19 protein-coding genes are annotated in these 25,074 nt (G+C 42.6%); 2 read left to right on the forward strand and 17 right to left on the reverse strand.

Annotation, left to right across the window (positions count from 1 at the left end):
• Positions 1-45 precede the first annotated feature (45 nt).
• Together LUCIF_RS11960 and LUCIF_RS11965 are read right to left on the reverse strand one after the other, a co-directional pair.
• Complete coding sequence (locus LUCIF_RS11960) at positions 46-2,691, reverse strand: family 78 glycoside hydrolase catalytic domain (RefSeq protein WP_122628127.1); 2,646 nt, start codon at positions 2,689-2,691, stop codon at positions 46-48.
• Between the two features lie 47 nt (positions 2,692-2,738).
• Positions 2,739-4,064 (reverse strand): MFS transporter, encoded by a 1,326-nt coding sequence (locus LUCIF_RS11965; RefSeq protein ID WP_122628128.1) that lies wholly within the window; start codon positions 4,062-4,064, stop codon positions 2,739-2,741.
• Positions 4,065-4,338: 274 nt separating this feature from the next.
• Between LUCIF_RS11965 and LUCIF_RS11970 the strand changes: the two genes are divergently transcribed.
• Complete coding sequence (locus tag LUCIF_RS11970) at positions 4,339-5,430, forward strand: AraC family transcriptional regulator (RefSeq protein WP_122628129.1); 1,092 nt, start codon at positions 4,339-4,341, stop codon at positions 5,428-5,430.
• A 90-nt stretch (positions 5,431-5,520) separates the two neighbouring features.
• Here LUCIF_RS11970 and LUCIF_RS11975 read toward each other — a convergent pair whose 3' ends face one another.
• The 9 genes from LUCIF_RS11975 to LUCIF_RS12025 all read right to left on the reverse strand — a co-directional run bounded on the left by LUCIF_RS11975 (position 5,521) and on the right by LUCIF_RS12025 (position 14,497).
• On the reverse strand, positions 5,521-6,237 hold the full coding sequence (locus LUCIF_RS11975) for a KDGP aldolase (RefSeq protein WP_122628130.1): 717 nt from the start codon (positions 6,235-6,237) through the stop codon (positions 5,521-5,523).
• A 1-nt stretch (position 6,238) separates the two neighbouring features.
• Positions 6,239-7,342, reverse strand: a complete 1,104-nt coding sequence (locus LUCIF_RS11980; protein WP_122628131.1) for a DgaE family pyridoxal phosphate-dependent ammonia lyase — start codon at positions 7,340-7,342, stop codon at positions 6,239-6,241.
• A 175-nt stretch (positions 7,343-7,517) separates the two neighbouring features.
• Complete coding sequence (locus LUCIF_RS11985; protein WP_122628132.1) at positions 7,518-8,342, reverse strand: PTS system mannose/fructose/sorbose family transporter subunit IID; 825 nt, start codon at positions 8,340-8,342, stop codon at positions 7,518-7,520.
• Complete coding sequence (locus LUCIF_RS11990) at positions 8,342-9,097, reverse strand: PTS mannose/fructose/sorbose/N-acetylgalactosamine transporter subunit IIC (RefSeq protein ID WP_122628133.1); 756 nt, start codon at positions 9,095-9,097, stop codon at positions 8,342-8,344. The genes LUCIF_RS11985 and LUCIF_RS11990 overlap by 1 nt, the downstream gene beginning before the upstream one ends.
• Before the next feature lie 19 nt (positions 9,098-9,116).
• Complete coding sequence (locus LUCIF_RS11995; RefSeq protein ID WP_122628134.1) at positions 9,117-9,602, reverse strand: PTS sugar transporter subunit IIB; 486 nt, start codon at positions 9,600-9,602, stop codon at positions 9,117-9,119.
• Between the two features lie 15 nt (positions 9,603-9,617).
• The gene (locus LUCIF_RS12000; protein ID WP_122628135.1) at positions 9,618-10,046 is read right to left on the reverse strand and encodes a PTS sugar transporter subunit IIA; all 429 of its coding nucleotides are present in this window, start codon (positions 10,044-10,046) and stop codon (positions 9,618-9,620) included.
• 79 nt (positions 10,047-10,125) lie between these two features.
• A complete protein-coding gene (gene dagR, locus LUCIF_RS12005; protein ID WP_122628136.1) occupies positions 10,126-12,984 on the reverse strand; it encodes a transcriptional regulator DagR in 2,859 nt (952 codons plus the stop codon).
• A 535-nt stretch (positions 12,985-13,519) separates the two neighbouring features.
• Entirely contained in the window at positions 13,520-14,065 is a 546-nt protein-coding gene (locus LUCIF_RS12015) for a hypothetical protein (protein ID WP_122628138.1), read from the reverse strand.
• Positions 14,066-14,365: 300 nt separating this feature from the next.
• Positions 14,366-14,497, reverse strand: a complete 132-nt coding sequence (locus tag LUCIF_RS12025; protein WP_306438788.1) for a hypothetical protein — start codon at positions 14,495-14,497, stop codon at positions 14,366-14,368.
• 617 nt (positions 14,498-15,114) lie between these two features.
• Here LUCIF_RS12025 and LUCIF_RS12030 point away from each other — a divergent pair.
• Entirely contained in the window at positions 15,115-19,623 is a 4,509-nt protein-coding gene (locus LUCIF_RS12030) for a PDDEXK-like endonuclease domain-containing protein (RefSeq protein WP_165865977.1), read from the forward strand.
• 150 nt (positions 19,624-19,773) lie between these two features.
• Here LUCIF_RS12030 and LUCIF_RS12035 read toward each other — a convergent pair whose 3' ends face one another.
• The 6 genes from LUCIF_RS12035 to LUCIF_RS12060 all read right to left on the reverse strand — a co-directional run bounded on the left by LUCIF_RS12035 (position 19,774) and on the right by LUCIF_RS12060 (position 24,868).
• A complete protein-coding gene (locus tag LUCIF_RS12035) occupies positions 19,774-20,811 on the reverse strand; it encodes a potassium channel family protein (RefSeq protein ID WP_122628140.1) in 1,038 nt (345 codons plus the stop codon).
• Between the two features lie 309 nt (positions 20,812-21,120).
• Positions 21,121-21,435, reverse strand: coding sequence for a hypothetical protein (locus LUCIF_RS12040; protein WP_122628141.1), 315 nt, complete (start codon positions 21,433-21,435; stop codon positions 21,121-21,123).
• Between the two features lie 335 nt (positions 21,436-21,770).
• A complete protein-coding gene (locus tag LUCIF_RS12045) occupies positions 21,771-22,712 on the reverse strand; it encodes an AEC family transporter (RefSeq protein ID WP_122628142.1) in 942 nt (313 codons plus the stop codon).
• Positions 22,713-22,935: 223 nt separating this feature from the next.
• Positions 22,936-23,406, reverse strand: a complete 471-nt coding sequence (locus LUCIF_RS12050) for a hypothetical protein (protein WP_122628143.1) — start codon at positions 23,404-23,406, stop codon at positions 22,936-22,938.
• A 94-nt stretch (positions 23,407-23,500) separates the two neighbouring features.
• Positions 23,501-23,725, reverse strand: coding sequence for a hypothetical protein (locus LUCIF_RS12055; RefSeq protein WP_122628144.1), 225 nt, complete (start codon positions 23,723-23,725; stop codon positions 23,501-23,503).
• Positions 23,726-24,118: 393 nt separating this feature from the next.
• Entirely contained in the window at positions 24,119-24,868 is a 750-nt protein-coding gene (locus LUCIF_RS12060; RefSeq protein WP_122628272.1) for a C1 family peptidase, read from the reverse strand.
• Between the last annotated feature and the right edge of the window lie 206 nt (positions 24,869-25,074).

The raw sequence follows: 25,074 nt of genomic DNA on the forward strand, positions 1-25,074 counted from the left end.
CAACTTTAAAGCTACTGCCCATCTTGGGAAAGAGTATACTTCCTGCTATGCCAAAGTAAAATTTATTGTATATTCGCCTGAGCCCGTGCTTGCCTTATAACTTCTATCATATTTTTCAAACGCAAGACCCTCGGAATCCGTAATGTTATCAACATCAGCAAGGTACAACGTTGCAGTCGTATTTACCGGAACATTTATTTTGATAGAACCTTTTTTACCATTGAGCTGCCAATGTATACCTACTTCGCCGTAAACGCTCTGATAAGCGGCTTTGACATAAGACAACCCACCACCAAATAACGGCTTGAGGAGGATATGTTTATACCCCGGTGCGTTTTCGTCGATTTCAATTCCGGCAGCAGCGCGATAGAGCCATTCGCCGATTGCGCCGTAAGCATAATGGTTAAAAGAATTCATGTCCGCGCTCCACATCGTGCCGTCCGGCTTCAATCCGTCCCAATGCTCCCAGATTGTCGTAGCGCCGCGTTTAACCTGATAGAGCCAAGAAGGAAAATCGTCTTTCAGTAAAAGGTCATACGCTTCTTTTACATAGCCGTTCTGACTTAAGGCATGACAAATATAAGGCGTACCGACAAAGCCCGTTACGAGGTGTCCGTTTTCCTTTTGGATGAGCTTTACAAGATTCGCTGCAATTTTTGCTTTGTATTTCTCTCTGACTAAATCGAAATACAGTGAAACCACATGCGCTGTCTGTGTCTGCGCTTTTAAGTTGCCTTCGTTGTCAAAGAAGTTCTGCTGATAGTCTCTCTTTATCCCATTATAGCGTGCAAGATAGACTTCATAATCTCCATCCTTGCCAATGGCCTTGGCCATTTTCGCAAAAAGCAATGTAGAATAAGCATAATAAGCGGAGCAGACAAGTTCATTCGGCGTCGCGCCGAAATAGCTTCCCTCTTCAGCATCGAGCGCAACCCAGTCGCCGAATTGCAGCTTGAATTTCCAGATACCGTTTTCAGCATGGCTATGCATGAAATCGACCCATTTTTTCATGGAAACATACTGCTGACGGATAATGTTTTTGTCACCGTAGGTCAGGTATACAGTCCATGGCACAACCACTGCAGCGTCAGCCCAGGCTGCGGCTGAATGCGTTCCCTGGCGCAGCAGCCAATCCCCCTTAAAATCCCCTGTCAAAAGATCAGGTACGACATGCGGCACGCCGCCCTCTTCAGTTTGGTCGGCGGCAACATCCTTAAGCCATTTTTCATAAAAGGCGTACGTATTCTTCAGAAAGCAGGCCGTACGGCAGAAAATCTGTGCATCACCCGTCCAGCCAAGGCGCTCATCGCGCTGCGGACAATCCGTAGGAACATCAAGAAAATTACCCTTGAGTCCCCACAGAATATTATGCTGCAGCTGAGTGATATCCTGATTGGAGCATTCGAAAGAACCTGTGGATTCCATCACAGAGTGAACTGTATAAGCAATAAAATTCTCCAGTTGCGGCGCGCCCGGATATTCAACGATCTGGGCGAACTGAAAGCCCTGGAACGTAAAGCTCGGATGGAAGACTTCCTTACCATCGCCTTTGCAGATATAGATAACCGTCTCCTTGGCGGCGCGCAGATTGGCGAAATATGCATTGCCGTTTGAATCTAGGACTTCAAAACATTTCAACTGAACCTTATCGCCTCTTTTGCCGTCAACCGAAAACTCGATCCATCCTGTCATATTTTGGCCAAAATCGACTACTGTCTCGCCCTTCGGCGTCGTAAAGATGCGTTTTGCCGGTATTCTGTCATTGACACCAGGTCTTGAAGCATACTGCGGCTGCAGGAGTACTTTCTCGTACTCAACGATATTCACGCCATGCCATAAGCTGCAATCGAAACCGGCACAACTCCAGCCGTCCTGCTCAAGCGTTGCGTCATATATCTCACCGTCATAGATTTCTGAGAAAATGACCGGACTATCCGAGCCCTGCCAGCTTTCATCCGTAACGAAGATGTCTTCCGTACCGTCTTCATATTTTACATGAACCTGCGCCAAGAATGCCGTGACCTTGCCGTAAATATTTCTTATGTGGTTAAAGCCCATCAGCCCCTTATACCAGCCGGCCCCCAAATGGGTGCCTAATGTGTTTGCACCTTCCTGCAACAGCCTAGTCACATCATACGTCTGATATAAGAGACGCTCCTGATAAGACGTCCATCCCGGCGTCATCTGATCTGCGCCGACTTTTTGGCCGTTGATAAAGAAATGATATAGCCCCAGAGCCGTCGTATAGGCATAGGCTTCCTTGACTTTTTTACCGATATAAATGTCCTTTCTTAGATACGTTCCCTTTGATTGATCAGCATCCGCCTCTGTTTCGGCAGAGATGAAAATTCCCCGCCAATTATTGTCTACGAGACCGCTCACAAAGGATACCGGAAGCGACCACTCACTCCATGAATTTTCATTATCCTGCACTTTAACACGAACGAAATACCGGGCAGCCGTCTGCAGTACAAAATTTTCAATATCAGCCTGTAACGATTCGCCGGAATCTACAACACCGCTGTCGTATAAAACAGAAAAAAATGTCTCATCTTCGGCAAGTTGCAGCTTATACGCCTTCTGGCTGATATTCCTTTTATCACTGGAAAGCTGCCACGAAAGCACAGGCATTTTTACCACGCCGGCAGCTTCATCCATATAATTCATTTTTACCTGTATAACCTTAAACATTTGCGAAATCCCCTTTAAGAAATTATTAAACGTAGTTTAACAGCTACTTATCCGTTTATTGTTATATCATTATGGTCTGTTGGATTTATTTCCATATCATCGAGCGCGTCACCATAGCGTTCCTTCGTAATCTGTTCCAATGTCTTCCCTCTGTCATCCGGAGCCCAAATTGCACCAATAATCCAGCTTATAAATCCAAAGATTACCAGCATAACTGCAGCAGTCCGGAAACCGAGGAAATTCATGATGAGCGGTACAATAAATCCCCAGACAGCTGCAATAGCACGGGCAACGAAGAACGTAAAACCCTGTGCCGTTGCACGATAGCGTACCGGAAAAAGCTCGGAACTCCAAAGCTGATAGAATTGCTGTTGCATGGAGAAAGAGGAAACAAGAGTAAATGCCCAGAGCATCCATGGCTGCAGCATATCAGCCGGCAAGGTCCATATGATCCAGGAAATCATGCAGACCGAGCCAAAAACTCGATAAAGCGTTCTTCGGTTCATTTTATCGGCATACTGCATAAATAATATAGCCGTCAACACGCAGAAAACAAAGTTAATAGACTGCAATGTCAACGCCATTGTGTTGCTGAGATTGCCGACATGCTCATAAATGTATGGCATGAAGAAACCGGAAGTACTTGCCGGAATGTTCCAGATTGCGTAAATACCGCAGAGGAATAAAACAGTTTTCAAACTGGTGCCCTTTAGAATTGTTGTATAAGTAATTTTCTTCAGCTTGCCTTCAGCAATAAGTTGATTCTCTTTTTCCTTGGCATTTTTCCATTCACTGGATTCCGGCATCTTTAAACGCTGATACCAGACAAAAGCGGCAACGACAATGAGATGTGCAAAAATAATGCGGTTGCCCAGCAAGCCGAAGGCCGCATTCAGCGGAATAGAAGCTGAAAGAACGAGCGCCGGTCCAAGCATCCAGGCAAACTGTGCAGAACCACAGTGCTTTGCCCTGTTCTCCGACGGTGCTTCTTCCGCAATAAAGGTCCATGATGCAACAATGTCAGCACCTACCGCAAGGCCAATAATCAAATAACCGAACAGAAACATCGGATAATTCGTAGCGAAAACGATAAGAGCAACACCTAGCATATAGACCAGTAAGGCATAATTGTATACGAACTTTCTCCCATATTTATCGCAGATTTCGCCACCAATGAGCGCTCCCAACGCAGCGCCGCCTGTATTTGAAGACAGAGCCGCCAAAATGCCCATCTGTAGGCTATCCATTCCCAAATATGCCTGCCACATACTGAGCCCTGCTGCACCAGCAACAATAGAACCGGCGTCGATATAACTTATTAACCCGGCAATAATTGTTTTTTTCCAAGGTGACATAGTATTATTCAGTTTCATATGTTGCCATCCTTCCTTTAATCTATTATTTTAAGTAGTCCATTTAATAAGCTTTCTGCCTGCAGAATACAGAAGCTTTTCGGTTTGAGTAAATGTAGTATCAACCAGCAAATGATAGAAAAAATTTGCTGATTGAGGTGCTAAGCTTAGACCTTTTATTTGTTATAATTATAAGTAAATTCAGAAATAAGAAATAGGAATAAAATTAATTAGTTTAATTGATTTATTTTAATATCTATTCTAAATCGCAAGTGGAAACACCGAGGTGGTACAAATGAAACTGGAAAGCATCGAAGAATATCTTCAGGCTTTGAATCCGGATGAGATTTTTTATCGCCAATACTATCTGGCGAAGAGGCATGAGAAGGAATACGCCACTTACATCCAGAGTCTAAATCCCGAATTCATCCGGCAAAACAACCTCATTGTCCCGGAAATTGCATACTCCTTCCAGCCGGAACAATTCGGGGATGAATCTTTTTTCTGCATAGATAGTCCCCAATGCATTTTTTTAAAAAAACATGACCGCTACACACCGGAATTTCTGCACAGTCATATCTTTTTTGAGGTTATTTATGTACTGAAGGGAACATGCAGGCAATCCATCCAAGGACAACAGGTCTTCATGGAAACGGGCGATGTTTGTCTGCTGTCCCCGGGAGTAAAACATACGATCGCTTGTTTCGATGACGACAGCCTCATCATAAATATCCTCATCCGGCGCAGCACCTTTAAAGAAGTTTTTTTCAGTTTTCTGCGCAACGACAATATTCTTTCTTCATTTTTCCTCACTAGTCTTTATACAAAACATATTTGCGAATACATTGTTTTCCACACAGGTTATGATTTAGAGATAAAGCGAAATCTTTTAGAGATGTACATTGAACAGTTGGAGAATAAGAGATATTCCGAACGTATCCTGAACAATATGTTGATGATTTATTTTGCGAAAATTCTCCGGGGATATGAACATAACATCATTTTGCCGGCGGCGGTAAATAAGGAGAATATCCGGGGACTTGCGTTCATTTATTATATGAAACAGCATTATAAGGATATCACGCTGGAAGATATGGCAAGGGAATTTCACTTTACGGCACCGTATACCTCGGCATATATTAAAAAAGTTACGGGTTATACCTACACGCAGATTCTGCAAAAGCTGCGCCTAGAGCATGCAGAGTCGCTGTTAAAGAACACAAATGTTTCTATCAGCCGGATCAGCGAAGAAATCGGTTATCTGAATCCGGAGCATTTTATCCGTCTCTTCAAACGAAGCTATGGCATATCTCCAAATTGTTTCCGGCAAAAGTGGGGGAACTGTCAAGAGGACCTTTTGTCCGCCGTATCCTTGACACCGAAGTAAAAAATACCCTATAAAATGGACTCTCGCATCGTCCATTCTATAGGGTATTTTTATCAGCCTTATCCAATATAGTGTTACCGTCTCATATATTTACAGTAGCAATGCATTGGTCAATGCAGCGACAGCCTCAGCATTGGTAACCCTTGTCTCTTTGTCAACAAAAGCAGTGTAAATATGAGGAATTACAAATTGTACACCATTTTCCAAGCAAGTCTTCACAACAGGAAACACGGATTTAGCGTCTATACCACCAGTTGGCTCAAAAATGGTAATGCCATACTTCACAGCCGCCTTAACCATAGCTGCCACCTCATCAAGACGTTTGCACCCTTCAATCGGATAGAACTTAACTGATTTTACACCGATTTCCTGCATCAAAGCCGCCGCAGCCTCACAAGAAATTACATCTTTATACTCTTTGCTAAGAGGCCCGGTCAAAATACTTACTTTCCCCGGACTACCGGCAGGTGCAACCAGCGCATTAACTAGTGTACGGCTGCTGCCTGCGCGTTCCAAAGCCCCCAGTGTATATCCTGCCGCGGGAAATATCTGGTTAACGTGTACCGGCTTTGTTTTTACCGCAACGTCAATCACTCTACGCCACTCTTTCGGGTCACCGGCGCCTAAGCCTACGGATACCGGAATCCCGGCCTCTTGGTAACTATTTACTTGCGTCACTGCCGCCTCAACGTCGGCAAAATTTTTTACCATAATCCCAATATATACATTCCCTTTAGTGGCTTCCGTAATTTGTTTCGCATTTTCCAAATCTTTGGCTAACACATTTAAACAGATAGGATTAGACATCTTATTTCTCCTTTATGATTTCTTTAATGCGCATGGCAATTACTTCCTCCTGCCGTTTTAGGAGCGGACGCGGGTCTATGCTGATAATTCCTAAATTAGCATAGTAGTTACGGGTATAGATAGCCGGATTTCCCTCTTCCAGTTCTTTAATAATTTGGTAGGCATCTTTGCTGGTTATTTCAGGATTTATGGTCAAATTGGCACGGTAAATTGCCCGGCCAGCCTCATCCTGAACAATTTCTCCCTTGATTCCGGAAGTCTTGTCAAACTGATTGATTAGCCAGGTCATACGCTCAATCTGCAATTTAGAATCATCCACTTGGCATTCATATAGTTTCAGCGCAGTCAAAAGGCCGATTATCCCTTCCTTCCCCACTTTCATTGCCCGGCCAATCCCCTTATACTGCTTACGGCAGGCCTTCATAAAATTAGCCCGGCCGCAGATAAAGCCGGAAGTGGGGCCTCCCAGAGCCTTACCTCCACTGTAGATAACAATATCCGCACCGGCCGCCGCATATTTTTTCAAATCGCCTTCAGCAGCGGCATCGATAATAAAAGGCAAGTTATATTTCTTGGCAATGGCCGCCATTGTTTCAATGGATTGCATGCCCTTTTGCACTGCATGATGGGATTTAACATAAAATAGGGCAGCTGTTTTTTCAGTAATCGCCTCTTTAATATGGCACGCTTCCACATGATTCGCCTGGCCGGCTTCGATAACCCTGCCGCCGCCTAAAGTAATCATTTGTGCAACCGGGGCGCCAAAATTTACGACGTGTCCTTTTTGCAAAATAATTTCGTTTTTTAATCCGTCACTATTGGGCAATCTTTCGATTTTGCTCAAATCTGTACCCGCTATAACAGCTGCCACCGCAATTGCTATCCCGGGAGCTGCCCCGGCAGTAGGGCAGCCATCCTCAGTCCCGGTGGCAATGGCAATTTTTTGACCCGCGGCTACCATCAATTCTTCCATGACTACATAATCCATAGCCGCCGCCCCCAAGGCCTCGGCGATTTCAGGCTGAACCGCACTGGCGCCCAGGATAGTCATTTTTCCACTGCCATTAATCACTTTCCGGACACCAAATTTCTGATAAATACTCATTCCATTCCCTCCACAACATCCGCAAATCTGGCCGACACCGAACAAGTATAGCCAGCAGATAACGCTAAGCCTTTTGCGGCCGCGAAATCCACTGGCTGCACTTATTTAGTTAAGATAGCTGATGAACTCCAGATTATAAAACCAGGATGTTACTATAATTTCAGCACCCCATTCGCTATAAAAGCCCCGTCACGGAACAAATCACACTAATCGCAATAATCGTTGTTAAAATGATATTGTAGCGGGGTCCCTTTTTCTTCAGGTATATGTAGATGCCAAAAACAGCTACAATTGGCAATAATCCTGGAACAACAGAATCTAATATTTCTTGCAAAGGCAGTGGCTGCCCCTCTAGGATACCTAATTTAAACGGCGTTACTATTTTTACATAGCTTGCCGACAAGGCTCCCATCATAAATAACCCTAAAACACTGGCTCCATTGATTAGCTCCTTGATTCTGCCGTCCTGCAAAAATCCTATAATGGATTCTTTACCTAATGAATATCCTCTATGGCACAGGATATAGCTTACTACTAAAGTAATTCCCGTATAGGCGACGAGTGGCAAAATCCCCCCCATAGGGTTTCCATTCATAGCCAGAGGCAGAAACAATGCAATAAGCAAGGGCATGACTGCGCCCCAGATAATCGCATCACCGATACCCGCAATCGGTCCCATAAGACCGGTTTTTATTCCTGTAATAGCCACTTCAGGCAGATTGTCTTCCTTGGCCTTTTCTTCCTCCATGGCAATTGTTATACCATGAATAATGGTACCGGCAACCCCTTCGGTGTTAAAGAAATTCAAATGGCGGGTTAAAGCTTCACTAAGCGCGTCCTTTGTCGTATATAATTTTTTAAGTACGGGAATCATACTGGCGCAAAATATTAAACTTTGCAGCCGTTCATAGGAATTTGACAATTCAGCGCCCATATAATAGGTTAGCCATACTTTTGTAATATCACTTTTCGTAATCTTTGAAGCGTTATCAATCACCATTATGCTTTTGCACCTCCATCTTTTGAGGAATTATCTCTATACAATAAAGCGATACAAGTGCCAAAAACCGCTGCCGCCATTACACTGATATTAAGGAATTTTACCGCGAAGAAACCTAGAATGAAGAAAGGGATTAAATGCTTTTTACCAATTACCAGAATCGTAATGGCAAAGCCCAATGCCGGTAAAAATCCGCCCATGATTTCGAAGGAATGAGTAAGCCATTTGGGCATCAGCGCTAAAAAACTATTTACAACCGAGTCGCCATAATACGTCGTCGCAAATACGATAGGAAACCGAATGACAAAACCGGCTAAGGCCGGATAAAGAAAAGCGCAGCGATAAATTCCGCCCGTGTTACCGTTTTCTGCATATCGATCGGCCATATGTACCCAGGCGGCATTTATGGTACGTCTGAGTTGATCAACAAATACGCCGATTACGCCAAAAGGCACCGCCAGGGCAATGGCTAAACTTGGCTCCATTCCTGTTTTTACCGCAATGGGGATAGCGATACAAGAGGCTAGCGCAGGATCGGACGGCACATTGCCGCCAGGGGTCGAAGTAACACCCAGATAAACCAGCTGTATGCCCGCTCCTATAATCATGGCTTTGCTCATATCGCCTAATAACAAGCCTACTACGATTGCAACACATACAGGCTGCAACAGCATACCGGAGAAGGTATACCCAAAACGCAATCTGGCAAACCAATAATAGAGTCCCATACAAATGGCAACTGTCAATGAATCCATTTTTACCCCTTCTTTCTTCTTAATATTTCTTGAGAATTTGGCCTAAAGTCTGCGGCGTATCCTCCGGTATTGTCTGAAAGTATATTTCCACTCCTTTCGCTGCCAGTTCTTTTAATATTTCCACATCGGCAGCATCTAAAGTGATATTCTGAAATACCACTTTCCGTTTAGGTCCTCCTCCCAGTCCGCCTATTTGAACTTTCTTTATTTCAAAACCCTTGTTCCAAGCTGCTAAAAGTGATTTTAAATCGCCAAAAAGAATCAGCACATTTCCTTTGCCAAACTGGCTATTTTTCCAATGCTCGCAAGCTTCCTCTATACCATAACAATCAATCTCTACCCCAGGCGGCGCCGCCATCATATAAATATTTTTCATAAAAGGATCCTGTATGAGCATGTCACTTGCGACAATAATGCGATTTGCATCTGACTGCCCTAACCATTTTGTTAAAACTTGCCCGTGAATTAATCGGCTATCCACTCTACATAAAGCAATCGTTGCCATATTTCTCCTCCTTCTTTAACGAATAGCGCTCTTTTCAAAACTTGCCCGGATTTCACCAACCACATCCTTACACCCCTGTTGACTCACTGTAACAATTTGCCGTAACGTTTGTGGATCATCCAAACTATCAATTGAGCTCATCGCTTCCAATAACATAGGAGCATTTAAGCCGGATAAAATATGAATATTATATTTCTGGCTTAACTTCGCGGAAACATTAGAAGTTGTACCGCCGAACAAATCAGTAATAATCAGTGAGTGATCCGCCATTTGCGCCACCTTGTCCGCCACTTTTTCGAAATATTCCTCGAAAGTATAATGAGGCATTAAAGGAATCTCCGATACTCTAGCCGTACTTCCCCATATCATCTTTAGACTGTCAATTAGTTTCTCACCCCATCCGCCATGGGTAAGTAACAAAATTTCTGCTTTTGGGCTTCCCATAAAACACCTCCCTTCTGTCAACTAACAATAATCGCAAATATCATGCCAACTTGTGTCATAAAAAAAACACCCGAAGGTGTTATTGCTGTAAAATCTCATATATACAGTTTAATTCCCCTTTAGATAGCTCGATTCCATAATTATTTTCGATTGTCGCAAATGACAGTTTTATGACAGATAGTATTTCATTATAATTTTGATGCTGTATTTTTGCTTTATATTCTAATGGTTTTTTATTTATGATAATCCGTTCGACCATGCAGCAGCAATGTATTAAAAAACGTAACCGCACTTGTTTCGAAACCCGCAGTTTTAGTTTATTACATAATATCGACAATACTTCCTCCATTTCGGTTAGTATCTTTTCGGGGTTTAGAATTGTGAGATAATCAATCAAACTTTGCAAGGTAATGGAACCTACAAAATTCCTTGTAATATCCTCCAGTCGATTATCAGCATTATCCAGTTGATTTCGAATACCAATTATATCAACAAGCAAATCAATCCCATCCTTAGAGAATAGTTCCTCTAACGAAATAAACGGGATGTCCAGTAAATTAATATTAAAAGTTCCTATTACGCCAATAATTTCCTCATCTTCTTTAACTTGACCCAACAATTTTTCTTGCGTATTAATCAGATGGTATTCCTTCGCTTCAATCCGAAAGTCCTGCGGCAGCAAATCCTTAAACGTATTTTCAACCAATGTCTTAATTTTTTGGGCCGTTCCTATTCCCGTAACGCAGGAAGTAATTAACACCTTGGATTTTTTTTCGGTTAACTTCACCGTTTGCACCAACAAAGTATACTGCTTTGATAACTGTTCAAAGTAAAGCAGCATGTCTTTAAGAGGTTTAGGATTATAGAGTAAAGTTTTCGTAATCTCTAACAGAATTTCTGTTGTGATATTTTTAACCACCAAAGTTTCAATTCCGAATTGACGTTTTACAATTTCTCCGAAGGTAGTCAACGACCCCATATCAACTAAAATAATTAGCTCTTTGTAGCTTTTTTGCCGGACTAATTGTAATAATTCCTCTAATGTATCACTAATTGATTGCTCAATGGGCATATCAATTGCTTCTACCATATCTGTCTTGAATAATGCATTGGCAAAATCAGCCATACTTGTAGCTGTCATTTTACCATGAGCGATAATTACTATACCGCAACTAAGATCTTTTGCCTCACCCAAATTACTGTCATACAAAGCATTCAAAAATAAAGTCATAAAAATAAGTTCACTTTTGGGGCATGGAATATTTAAAAATTTAGACATATAATCACATATTTGCTGCGCTTTTTCATACTCTTTTTTATAATGCTCTATGATAAAAGGAGCATTATATATGGGCGGATTAATTCCTTTTTTCATATAGGTTACAAATGTATATATATGAAGATAGAAATTATTTCTTGTACTTTCATCTAAGATTTTACCTGTTATTTCTTCCAGTTTTTTTATAAGTTTATCAATTTTTCCTGTCATTGGCACTTCTAGATTCCGGCGGCTACAATGATTCACACTGCAACTCATCGACTTATTATAAAAAGTATACTGAAACAAAGTCGAAATTTTATTTTCCAATAGAGCCCGGCTTTCTGCATAAGAAAATCGATTCTTAAGAGCATCATATTCCTTTATTAGCAAGGAGTAAAAATTCATCTCATCCGCTTCATTATCCTTGCTATTATATTCCTGTAATAAAAATCCTTCACTTTCCGGCGTAATAATAATAGTATCGTTCTTGTTGAATATTGATTCCAATATTGTTTTTATCTTTACCTCATTCATGTGAATATTTTCTGTCACAAATGTGTCGTCCAAAATAATATTCTTATATCCTTTTGTCATAACATTCAAAAATGCTTGCGCACACTTATACTGAATTTCACTTTTTAATGCACCTATATTGCCCTCAAAATTATGAGTCATAAGATAGTATGCAAAAGCATATGATAATTTTATACCCAATTTTGTTTTAGCACTTTCCTGCTGTAAAAAGAATATTATTATCTCCAATCTTTCCTGCAAAGTTCTATCTTTTAACGAAGGGATGCTGATAGCCACCTGGATCCTTCTAAGAAATGTTTTTAGTAATGTCGAATTAATATCACACGTAGTTGCACCAATTAATCTTACAGTGGCTTGTTCCTCTATACCCGAACCCAACTTACGAAAAGTCCCCTTGTCCAATAGAGAAAAAAGTTTTTCTTGTCCTTCCGCGGGGAGCCTATGGATTTCATCCAGAAAGAGAAAGCCTCCGTCCGCTTTTTTTATCATACCCACTTTATCCTGAGCAGCTCCGGTAAAAGCCCCTTTAATGTATCCAAACAGCTGCCCCGTAAGCAATTCAACATTATTGTAATATTCAGAGCAATTAAAATAGACAAATGGAATGGGACCTTCTTGCTTCCGGTGTAGTTCATAAAACTTATGCATCAACTCGGCAAAAAAGGTCTTACCCACTCCCGATTCACCACTTAGCAGTACATGTAACCCGCTGGGAGGATATAACACGGCTGATTTCGCCTTGTTTATAGCATCTTTAAGACTGTTATCATGACCAATCAACATTTGAAATGGATCTTGAAAAATACCATCCTGCTCCGGCGGAGAATGCTTTTCCCAATAATAGTATTGTTTTAATTCTTCAAAACTTTTGATTTCCCAATGTTCTTTATCTATAGAGATATCCAGCAAAGTCTCAAGTTGATTCTTATCAACAAAAAGAACCGGTCTGCTTTTAATTTTGACTAATTTACCTTCTTTATGAAGCAAGTTTAATTCCTGACTTACCGTATTCCTTGCTATGCTCAGATTAGCACTAACTGTTTCGGCAGAATATCCAATTTCTGCATCATTATAGAGTGAATCTTTATCAATTAACTTTGATAAATTTTTAATTTCTCCATATATGCGTTCTTTTCTTTTCATACTTTCCTCCACAGCTATTATAAATAATCCGGCAAACAATAAACTCCCAACATTTCCGCTTCATTAAAACGAGTTCAACTAGGCTTCCACTCTATACCTACAGCTCTTGCTTGTTTCATTTTTCTTATTATACCTATACCCTCTCCCAAAAAGCAAGGGAACCTATTAATAAACAAAAAAGGCAATGGGAGTATTGTTATTCGGATTAATCGGCGGGGAATATGATCGTTCATTTAAAAAATGGAAAGGTTCAAAAGAACTGTATGAAATTACCAAAAAGCAACTTTACCGGAAAGAGAAATGCGATTTCAATCAATAAAAGAGTTTTACAAAGAATGAGATAAGGCAAAATATTAAGCAGACCTGCAGCCGAAGCCACCGGAAACAAAGACAGCAACCATTTTCCTTTCAGCGGGTTATTTAGGTGCGGCAGTGGTACAAAGCTAAGCCCATTCAAGAAAAATCCCCCGGCTAGGCCGGAGGATTATTTGGCAACCAGTATAGCCACCTATGTTTCTATCTCAAGAGTAACTCTTTAAAACTTAAAATTTATACCTGCCCCAATGCCTTTGAATGTCGCGTGGTTATTATCTTCATATTTTTTCCAACTCAAATCAAACTGGCTGTTTTTGTTTAAATCATATGTAAGACCAATAACCGTATCGTCGAAATGTCTTCCATTCTGATAGGTCCCGTATACACCGATTCCGGCAAAAAGGGGTTGATTCACTGCTACGCCATAAAACAGATTGTTATCACTGGCTGCATTATCTGTTGCCATATGCCTTTCACCAACCAAAAGCGCTATATTCGGCAGCAGCGAACTTTTCAAACCGTAATCGGTATAAGATGTCTCACTCGACTGGGCGTGACTTATAAAAGCCCCGTATCCGAGTCCAAGGCCAACGCTGCCATAGATTTCGTTAAATCCGCTAGTTCCGCCAGCCGACTTATCCAGATTATAATAGTTGTAGCCGACTTGAACACTACCTATACCGGCACCGGGGTCGGGCACCGCACACATTCCCAACGATGACATTGCAAAAATAAATATAATAGTCAGCGCTATTACCTTTTTCATCCGTGATTCCTCCTAATCATAACTTTCCGTGTAAGAATTGAAATACCATACTCTTTTACATTACCAACACCTCTTATGTATCCCATCATACTGAACAAGTTCAGTATTGTCAAAGACTATATATTGCCACATCTGCATTAGAACGAATCCCAGGAATCAAAGAAGGGTTATTATCAGCACTTACCGATAAGAATAGAATTCCTGTAGCGGATCGAGGGAATCCCGATATTTGTATGGTAAGCAGATATCATAAAGCGTTTAATGTTGACGAGTATAATCTAAAATACATATGTCAAATCATCATATCCGCAAGAAGAATAAAGGTCTCATTTCATCCTGTAACTTTACACGGTTTTGCAAGCTGCCCACAAAATGCCCTAAATGGAGTTTTCCAGTAGTTCTGCCGCCAGTTAAAATACGTTTTTTCATCATCAAATTCCTTTCAAAGTTAATTTTTAGGCCACTAAAACTCCTCAATAACAAAACCCTCGGCTTGAACCGAGGGTTATCACTTTTTATTTACCGTTTACAGGCGACAGCCTATGACCAGATAATCTTAAAAAACGCCCTGCAATTAGGACGTTTTTTCCAGTTCTCATGCTATAATGTTAAAAGGACGAGCGACCACTCGTCCCAAAACCGAATAAGGAGGTGGTTTCTGTGTGGATTTCTCCACGAGTGATTGTCTGGTTAATTATCGCCATAACGATAATTTTACTTAGACCAGTTGCAATCACTTTCTGGTTCAAGTAACCTCCCTATTCCTAAGTCAAACGCTCCTGTTCCTAGCAGGGGCGTTTGATGTTTTATCCTATGTTCATTATACCCTGTTTATACAATTTGTAAAAGTATTTTTTGCCATTCGGGCTTTTACCCCCGAATCTTCAATAACTGCAACTGCCGCACCGTGGGAGGTGTGGCGGTGACGGGGTTGAAAAAAATCCTGCCAAATTATACATATCGGGGCAGGATTTTGCTATGATAGAGGGAAATAGTATCCGGCTTGGAAGACAATAAACTTAGTAACTATACTTATGAGGTGCAACGATATGCAGTCGAGTCCGATCCAGATTTTTGAATATTTATTGGCCTTAAAGAATTTAACGGTTCCGGTAGTCAGGAATATACCGGGTTACAAGGATAAATACTGGTGGCAAAGTGAATTCCCGCTTCATGATGGCTGTCCTTTTTACGGCGATACCAAGGACCCGGATGCCTGGCTGGAGGTTTATAAGCAAACCATTGATCCTTCCCCCAAACCCCCGGATGAGCTTCAGGAATGGGTCATCGATAAAGGGACCGAACCGGACCGTCCCCCGCAAGTCCATGAGACGATATCCAAACTAACGCCGGAAGAGAAAGAACAATTAACTATACTAGCTCGACGAATTGCCGAATTGGAAAAACAAATCACCGGCATAGAGGAGGCTGACAACCGTTCCAAACTGGAAATGGACTTATTGAGTGCCCGCAATAAGGAAAAAGTTTTACAAGATAAGAATGAAATTTTCTTTGCTGCGGACCCTCACCGGGTGGCGCTGTGGCATCAATGGCTGAATGAGGTATGGCAGCCTTGGGCGGACATTACGCTGCCCAAATTAAAAGTCCAGCAAATCTACGGGGCTTTCTTCGCTCTTTATCAAAGGCTCCAACGGGAAGGAGACGCCACGGAACTTGTTTGGGGCCATGGCCTGTTGACCTGGTACACCGACAACCTAAAGATCTCCCGTCCTGTTCTCACTACTCGTATGGAACTGTTATTTGATTCTAAAAACGGGGTTTTTAAGCTCCTCCCCACGAGTAACGGCACCATTTTAGAACTGGACATGCTGAGCAATATTGAATTGCCTAATTCTGCTCATTTAATATCAGCCGAACGGTTTATTCAGGAGAATGGCATCCATCCCTGGGATGAAGCGGTCACGGTCCCTTTCTTTGAGGAACTGATTCACGCTCTTTCCCCCAATGGAAACGTGGAATACAGCGTACAATCCGGACGTAATGTAAACGTTGAAAATACACCGGTCATTTATAACGCTCCGGTGCTATTTATCCGCAGCCGTTCCGGCAGACAGTGGCAAAACGAACTGAATGGGATCATTGAGCCCATCCGGAACGGCCAGTTTGTGCCTGAGACAATACAATCCTTAGTCTCTCTGGCTGTAACAGAAAGTGCGGCTGGGAATGACGGGCAGGCAGCCGGCCAGCCGGAATGGAGCGCTCTTGGGAAAGAGCTTTTATTTCCCTTGCCCGCCAATAATGAACAAAAGGAAATTATTCGCCGGTTAAGCAGGAATATTGGGGTCGTCGTCCAAGGCCCTCCGGGAACGGGAAAAAGCCACACCATTGTCAACCTGATCGCGCATCTGTTGGCTCATGGGAAACGGGTCCTCGTTACCAGCCAAACGGAACGGGCTTTACGGGTCCTGGGAGATATGATCCGGCTAAAATTGCCGGAAATCGCCCCTCTCTGTGTCAGCGTAACCGGCGGCGATGCACGGTCGGTACAAGAACTGGATCTTGCCGTTTCCAAAATATCGGAAGGGTTAGACTTAATGAATATAGAGGTTCTAACCTCCGAGATTGAACAATTACGGCAGGATCTCTTTGACTGTAAACGGAACCTGGCCAAATTAAAAACGGAGCTCGGCCGGGCCACGGAAGCGGAACACATTACGGCGGCCTTTGCCGGGCAGGAATTTTCCCCGCTGCAATTGGCGGATTGGACGGCAACCCATCAGGAGGACTATGGCTGGTTACCGGATGACATCGCCGAAACCTCTGAGATTCCGCTTTCCGACAGGGAACTGGTCCGGCTATTCCAGTTACTCGGAGAATTAGCGCCAACGGAGATTGACCAGGTTCTGCAGTCCCGTCCGGCCTGGGAGGCTCTCCCGGCGGCGGAAGAAGTGGTTGATTTAACCAGCCGGTTGCAGGAATTTAAAGAGGGGAACCGGCTGCGGGAAGAAAAAATCAAAGGCTGGACGTTCTCGCCCAACGCGGACCGTAAAATCACGGAATACTTGGCTAGTACGGAAAAAGCAATCCAAGCACTTTCATTGCAATCGGAGGAATGGCTGGTTAAGATATTGGACGACATCGTTCACGGCCACAACCGGAGTGAATACTGGCAAACCCTGGTCACGGATTGCCGGGAAAAAATACAGGAGATCCGCAATTTTGAGAATCAGATTAGCGAGTTTTCGTTCGAAGCGCCTGCTCATTTCGATATCCGTAAGGTAAAAGAAGACGCTGAGCTTTTACTCACGGAACTTAGAAAAAACGGCAAACCGGGTTTTGCCTTCAAGATGTTTAGCGGCCGAAAAACTTTATATATTTTGGAACAGTTTAAAATAAACGGTTCTATGCTTCGCACGGCCGAGGATGTGGCGGCGCTGATAACCCACCTCCATATTTTGGCGGCGAAACAACGGCTGGCGTTAAAGTGGACTAATAGTACTAAAATTATCGATGCTCCGGCTGTTACTCCGGATGAGTCGCGGCTGCTGCCCATCCTGGATAAATATATTGAACTGATTGAAGTTTCCTTTACCTGGAAGTCCGAACATTTACAGACTTTGAACCGGATTACCGGGGATATTAAGCCCTATGGCGTGCTGGACTGGATCAATCCGGAATGGCTCTTCGCCTTTAAAGACGGCCTGATTGCCTATCAAGAATTGCTGGAATATAAAAAGTTAAACCAGCAGTTTGAGTCCTTTTCCCTCACTCTAAAGAAGGGACTCGCAGTAGAAACGGCCCACGCTTCCTGGGGAACTTTGTATGAAGCGTATCGTCTTGGCAACGGCAGCAAATGGCGTGAAACCTTGATTCATTTAAAGCGCTTGCAGTCGCTGGAACCCCAAGTCAAGGAATTGCTATCCTTAAAGGATAAACTGTCAGCCTGCGCTCCGCGCTGGCTGGCGCAAATCGAAGCCGAAGCAAGAAGTACGGATGGCCCCATTGAGCCACCGGCTGCCTGGCGGGAAGCCTGGGAATGGAAACGGGCGCAAGCCTGGCTGAAAAAACATTTTCAGCGGTATAACCTGGAAGAACTGTATGAACAGTTACATCGCGCCCGGGACGGAGAAGCCGGAATCATTCAAACCCTCGTTTCTAAATCAACCTGGCTGGAACAAAACCGGCGGACTACGGATATACAAAGGAGAAGCCTGCGGTCCTGGGTCCAGACAATCCGGAGAATCGGCAAAGGTACCGGCAAATACGCCGCCAGGCATCAGGCGGATGCCAAAAAGGAAATGGCTATCTGCCGGGGTGCTGTTCCGGTGTGGATTATGCCGTTAAACCGGGTTATTGAAAATCTCCAGCTTTCCAATGACCGCTTTGATGTTGTAATTGTAGACGAAAGCAGCCAATGTGATTTGTTTGCGCTTACCGCCTTGTTCCGGGCTGAACGGGCTGTCATTGTCGGCGATGACCGCCAGATCAGCCCGGAAGGGGTCGGAAGAGACCAGACGGAAGTTTATAAACTGATTGACCGTCATTTAATTCAGGTTCCGCAGCGGGAACGTTTTACGCTGCAGGATAGCTTGTATGATACTTGTCTGCGGGTATTTCCCGGACAACAAATTATGCTGAAAGAACATTTCCGGTGTGTTCCGGAAATTATCCAATTTAGCAATGACCAATTTTACGGTGGAGCCATTGAACCGCTGAAGGTTCCCACAACAGACAGACTGACCCCGCCCATAGTAACCGTCCGGGTAGAGGATGGCTATCGCGAGGAAGGAACCTCGGCGGTCAATAAACCGGAAGCCCTTGCCCTGGTAGATAATATTGTAGAATTGTGCGCCAATAAAGATTATAGCAATAAAACGATGGGTGTCATTTCGTTGCAGGGTAAAGACCAAGCCTATGAAATTGAACAATGTCTGCGTGAAAAACTCGGGGAAAGTGAAATGATGGAGCGCCGGCTCATTTGCGGCGACGCCTATTCTTTCCAGGGGGATGAGCGTGATGTCATGTTTCTGTCAATGGTTGCCGCTCCCAATGTGCAGAATGGGGTATTGAGCAAGCGATCGGATGAGCAGCGGTTTAATGTTGCGGCCAGCCGGGCGAAAGAGCAGTTGTGGCTCTTCCATTCGCTTGATTTAAATCAATTGAATCCGGGCTGCATGCGGTACCGGTTGCTGCAATATTGCCTTGATCCGAAACGGACTCAATGCGCCATGGAAGATGCGGAAGAAGCTTTTAAACGCTACGGTTCCAGTCAGTTCCACCGGGAAGTCCATAAGATGATTGTGGCACGGGGGTACCGCGCGATTCCGGAATTTAAAGTCGGCACACATCCTTACCGGATTGACACGGTTATCGAAGGGATGAATGCCCGGATTGCCGTGGAATGTGACGGAGATACCTGGCACGGTATGGACCAGTGGGAAGCCGACCTTGAACGTCAAATGATCTTAGAGCGCGTAGGCTGGAAATTTTGGCGCGTACGCGGCAGTACCTTTTACCGCGACAAAAATAAGGCGATGGAACCGCTCTGGGATTTACTCGTCAGCCTGGGAATCGAGCCGGTAAAACAATCGATTTAAGATGATAGCCCCTCTGGAATAAAATTTTCCAGAGGGGCTACTCAGTGCTTGTCCAATTCAATGCTATTATATGGGTTTCACACCCATAAATTTGTCTGCTTTAAATTCACCAGCATCAGAAAAAGTTGATTGTAAGCGAAAGCTTTAAAATCAGCCGGTGACGTTTTTTTCGCTTTCCAGGCTTAAATCGTCAGTTGATACGGCAGAGCACGCTAATTGTTCCAGGATTTGTATACTTTCAATCCGCCCGACTACAATGAGAAGATCACCAGACCTTATCCTTTCGTCGTCGATATTCGCCGACAAGAACTGGTCATCCCGCTTAATAGCAGTAATAAGTAACTTAAGAAAATATTTTTTCCACACTTCATTGGGTGTTTTGCCTATCAGTGTTGATTCCGGGCCGATACTAACCTCTACCAAATCATAGTGAATTCCCTGGTTAAAAAACATATATTCAAGAAAGTCATACGCTATTGGGTGCCTGATCGCCGCCAGCATCTGCCTGCCCCCCGAGATGGAGGGCGATATAACGGTTGTCGCCCCGGCTTGCCGCATTTTTATTTCGGCTTCTTCATCCTCCGCTCTCGAAATAATAGCAATATCTCTATTTTGGTTTTTTGCCGACAGGGTGACATAAACGTTATCAGCATCATTTGACAACGCTGCGATCAGAAAGCTTGCCTTTTTGACACCCGCTCCCTGCAGGGTTTTATCGAGTTTCGCATCACCACATATGGCCATTATTTTGTCTTCAAGCAACGATTCAACTTTTACCGGGTCGGATTCGATTACAACACAGGGCTTCCCGTTTTTTTGCAGGCCGGCTATGACCTCTTTGCCGACCCTTCCGGCGCCGCAAACAATGACATGCTGATTGAGATTAGTTATTTCGCGTAACATCGTGCGCCTCCCAAAATGGTCTCTTATATTTCCCTCAACAATCAGACTAAAAATTAAAGTGAACGTATATGCTGCCGTGCCGACGCCAAAAACAATAAGAGTCGCTGTAAAAATTTTTCCGGATATCGTCGCCGGAACAATATCGCCGAATCCCACCGTAGATACAGTTACGACAGTCAAATAGACGGCATCAATTAAAGACAAGTGTTCGATCAGCATAAACCCGGTAATTCCAAAGATCACTACACAAAGCAAACAAACTACTGCTATTTCTAAACGATTCATTAAGGTATCTCTTCCCGTCTTTAAATGGTATAAAAGTAAAAGTTGTGTCAGTTATCTGGCAGGTGCCCTATGTCATACAGCTTAGTCAGAATTGGTACTCCAGTTTATTAGCTCAACGTGAATTATTTCAGTCAATCATAGGCCATTTCGCTGCAATCATGAAAAATCCTTCTAATGGCGTTAAGTTGTAAGTTCTTGTCAAAAAACAAGTAGGGAAGAAATGGTATCAGGTCAAATGATGATAAAAACAATTAAGAGTCTACAACCAATCCATGGGTTGTAGACTCTTTCTGCAAGGGGCCATATAGATCATTGCGAATTTTTAATCCTGTTAATTTTAATTATCTCGATGGTTTTCCCCCACATGTGGATATTAAAACGGTTGGTGACTGTAGCTTTAACTTGAACAGGTAAACCATCTTGTTTGAATTCTTCCTTCAAATTGGTAGGTTCATATTTTTTGCCATCTTCTGAAATAATACCCCAGAAATCTCCCTCTACCATAACATGCCTTATAGTTCCTTTAAAATTAATACTTTTAGTGCTAGTGGCATAAGTTGTTGACAAGCCCAGACAGAGTATGGCAACCAGACTGAGAACGATGGTTTTTTGAACTAATTTCATCCAGGTGCTCTCCTTTCTTCATATATGAGTATATGTAATCCGGCGGCAGTAGCGGTTCCCCTATCCCTCACGGTAAATGAACAATCATTGTTGAGATATAGTTGAAAATTCGATACCGGGTAGTTATTTCCTCTCTGGAAATCTTCTGTTTTCGACAAATTTTGCATAACGAAGAAAAAAGTATAGTGGGCAGTGAAATTCTTACCGAAGCGGCGTTATCACTCAAAACCGGCGGAGCTGATTTTCACCGGGTTTTATAATAATTTGGCGGTGGACCGCAAATTCTTGATTAAAGGCGCTATCACTCATGTTCAAGATACTTCATCGAAGCATCCTTAGTAGATTATAAGAAGCAAACTAGGATAAACAATGACTAAATAAATAATAGTCGTTGAAATAAAGGCCGCCATGGCTAGGTTAACATTTAGCTTATGTATTTTCGCTGTAACTACTGCATTTATTGCCGTCGGAGAACACGATAGGATTATCAAAGTCTTCAAGACTTCAGGGTCCGATATCAATCTCATTGCTATGAGATAAACGGTAATGGGCGTAGCTAAAAATTTGATATACGACAACTTCCATGTATTAGTCCAATATTTCCTCATTTGACAGAAATTTATCGTATACCCTATGGGAAGCATATATAACCAGGATCGGATATGAATAGTGTAATTAAATAGGTCTCCAAATATTGCAAGGCGATGATACTTAAATACATTGAGCAAAAGACCAAATAAAATCCCTAAAACCGGAATTTGTTTCGGGTTAAAGATAACATCTTTAAGGGAAACTCGTGACGCCCTATTCTTACTGGCTTGGTAATAATATTGAGCCATTGGAAAACAAAACATATAAAGGATAATATGTGAAGGGAGCATTACCAATTGTGAGAGCGCATACCCTTTTTCCTGAAATAAAATATATACTGAGATTGCTCCGATCACCCCAATATTTGATAACAAAGTTGATAAAATATAACTGCCTTGTTCTAACGGATTTTTATAAATGGATTTCACTGTTAGATAGGCAAATGCACCGGGGATAAAATGAATAAGAAGCCCTAAAATTGGTATCCATATTAATTCCGGATTTAATTGGATTTTCCAAAAGCTTAGTACGTTTAGAAATGTGGATAAAACAAATAGGTTTACGAATATCATTTGATCAAATAATATCTCCGGCATAACCTTCTTCCATTTCTGAAGGTTATATCCAATAAATATGGGCAGGATGATATCGGTTACAAAAGAGGACATTCTTAAGATGATATCCATAATCTGAATCCAGGTTGCTTTAACAACCTTTCCTTTCCTTAATATCCTTTGCATTCTGACTGTATGTTTAGAAATATGCTGAGTATCGAGTATTCAGTATTATTAGTTACAAGGATATTGCCACCGCCAAAAACCCCCACAAAAAAGAAAAAGTGCTGATCCTTTCAGCACTCTACGATAAATATATAGATTTTGAAGATGCCGGCAAGCTCCGGGAATTTCATTATCTAATAATTTCAAATCTACTATGGTCGGGATGCCAGCTTCCTGCTCCACCATAGATCACGTCAGGAGAAATTTTATGTCCATCTATAAACAGATCAAATACTACTTTTTCTCCGCCATCTACTTTAAAATCGATTCCATCTACTCCCCCAGCTGTCTCAAAGCGGAAATCCATTTGATGTCTTTCATGCCCCACTGTATAGGCGTCAACATTCTCAAGGCGCACACCGTGTACATCTACAAATCTACCGTTCGTATGAACGGCACCGCTGAATATATGGGATTGCCCCTTGGTAGTTGTCCTAATATGTATACCACTACCATCATGCCAAATGAAATAGCCTATTACTTGACCGGGATGAAAGGCTTCCGGCCTGCCATTGAGTTCGGAGGGCCAGGCAAAAACACTCCCTGTTAATGCAATCAGAAAAAGACCGACTAAAGCAATGGTTACTACTTTTTTCTTCATTCTATGAACACATCCTTGTTGATTTTATTATTTAATTTTATAAGTAAACAATGGCAGCTGTGTGTCAATTTATCATCTAACTACTTTTTCGACTTTACGTTTTGAAATCGATGTGCTCACCCACGCCTTCTGGAACATAATGAGCATGATTTATACTGCCGGTTTCAGCTTCCGGTTTTTCTATTGTAATTTTTTTTTCAAATAGATCGGCATTTAACCTTGATTTGTATCTCGGTCTGTGATGTAACCTTACAGGCTGGACTTCGCGAACTGCCCGTGTTTTTTTTATTGGCTGCACCGGCTTTATTTTACGTTCCAAAATATCACCTCCCAACTTGCCCTTCTTAGTACATACAGTATATCGATAAGCCAATAGATCTGCTTAAGCTCAAAATCAAATTTAAATAAGCAAGTTACTTGAAGCATAGAAACCGGCATGAAGCTGACTAAAGCAAAATGCCCTCTACCGAAGTAAAGGGTATTCTGCAAGGACTACATAGTGATGCTACTATAACATCAACATAGCTTCCCCCATTTTGCTATATTGATATCTAGATTATTATACCAATAAATTATGAATATAATATGAATAAATTATAAAAAAAGCATAAAACAGGAAAAACAAACATCTCTTATTTTTAAATAATTAAAGCGGCTTGGCTATTAGCCAAAACCGCTTCTTTTATTATTGTTTCTTCTTTTGGAAGTTCAGTTAACCTTGACTAGTCCAGCAATCGGACGAATATTGGTTAAAGTAGTCATAAGGCAGGTAACAATAACCCTTATCCCCCCAACTGTCGCCCCAACTATTGCGGACAATTAACATATTTCTGCTATCATCGTAGCCCACGACAAGAACAGCATGACCGCCAAGATACTGTTCTTTGCTCTTGTCCGGAATAGGAACAATCCCCGTTTTGGCCACTTCGTCGCTTTCAAACGACGCGTACACCTCGATACCGATAACTACCGGTAATCCTTCAGCAAGTGCTGCTTTTAACTGGGTTAGAGAAGCAATACGGTGATACTCGCTGACTTTGAATGCGGCAGCGTCGGCAACATCCTTGTTGTTTGGCGGATTCGTAAATGTAGAAATGTCATACGGCCAGTCTGCTTCCGGACATACGCCAATTTGGTTTAGCACCTTCATGCCGTCCCTGATCTCTGCGCCGGAATCTTCGTTGACCGTACCTTCCAGCAACCGCTCTTCATAGTAGAGAAAGAGTCTGGACAATGTTGTCAAAGACTGGCCGGCTTTTAACTCCAGGTATTCACGCAGTCCGGATGCAATGGCATTCGCCGTGCAGGAACCCAGTTCTCCCTGATCGACAATCGGACTGCAGCTCGCCCGCAAATCTACCTTAGTCGGCAAATGCTCAACAAGCTTATATTTTGCCGAATAAAAAATGTGATCTCGTAAATCCAGGGTATCCTTCTTTAATAAATACTTATGCATAGGCATAGTTGTTGACCTCCTATTTTTTGCTTCCCTTGCGGGTATATTTTTAACCGCATTAGCGGTCAAAGCCTTATATACTCTATTGGGTGTGTCACAAGTCGGAATATCCATTCCATTTGTAATTTTTTCCACAACGACCATTACATTTCCTTCCAGATAATCCATCATCCACCATAAATAAAAACCTGGCAGCCAAAGCCACCAGGTGC

This window comes from Allolucifera butyrica, from assembly GCF_900476375.1.
GTDB classification, from domain to species: domain Bacteria; phylum Bacillota; class Negativicutes; order Sporomusales; family UPPP01; genus Lucifera; species Lucifera butyrica.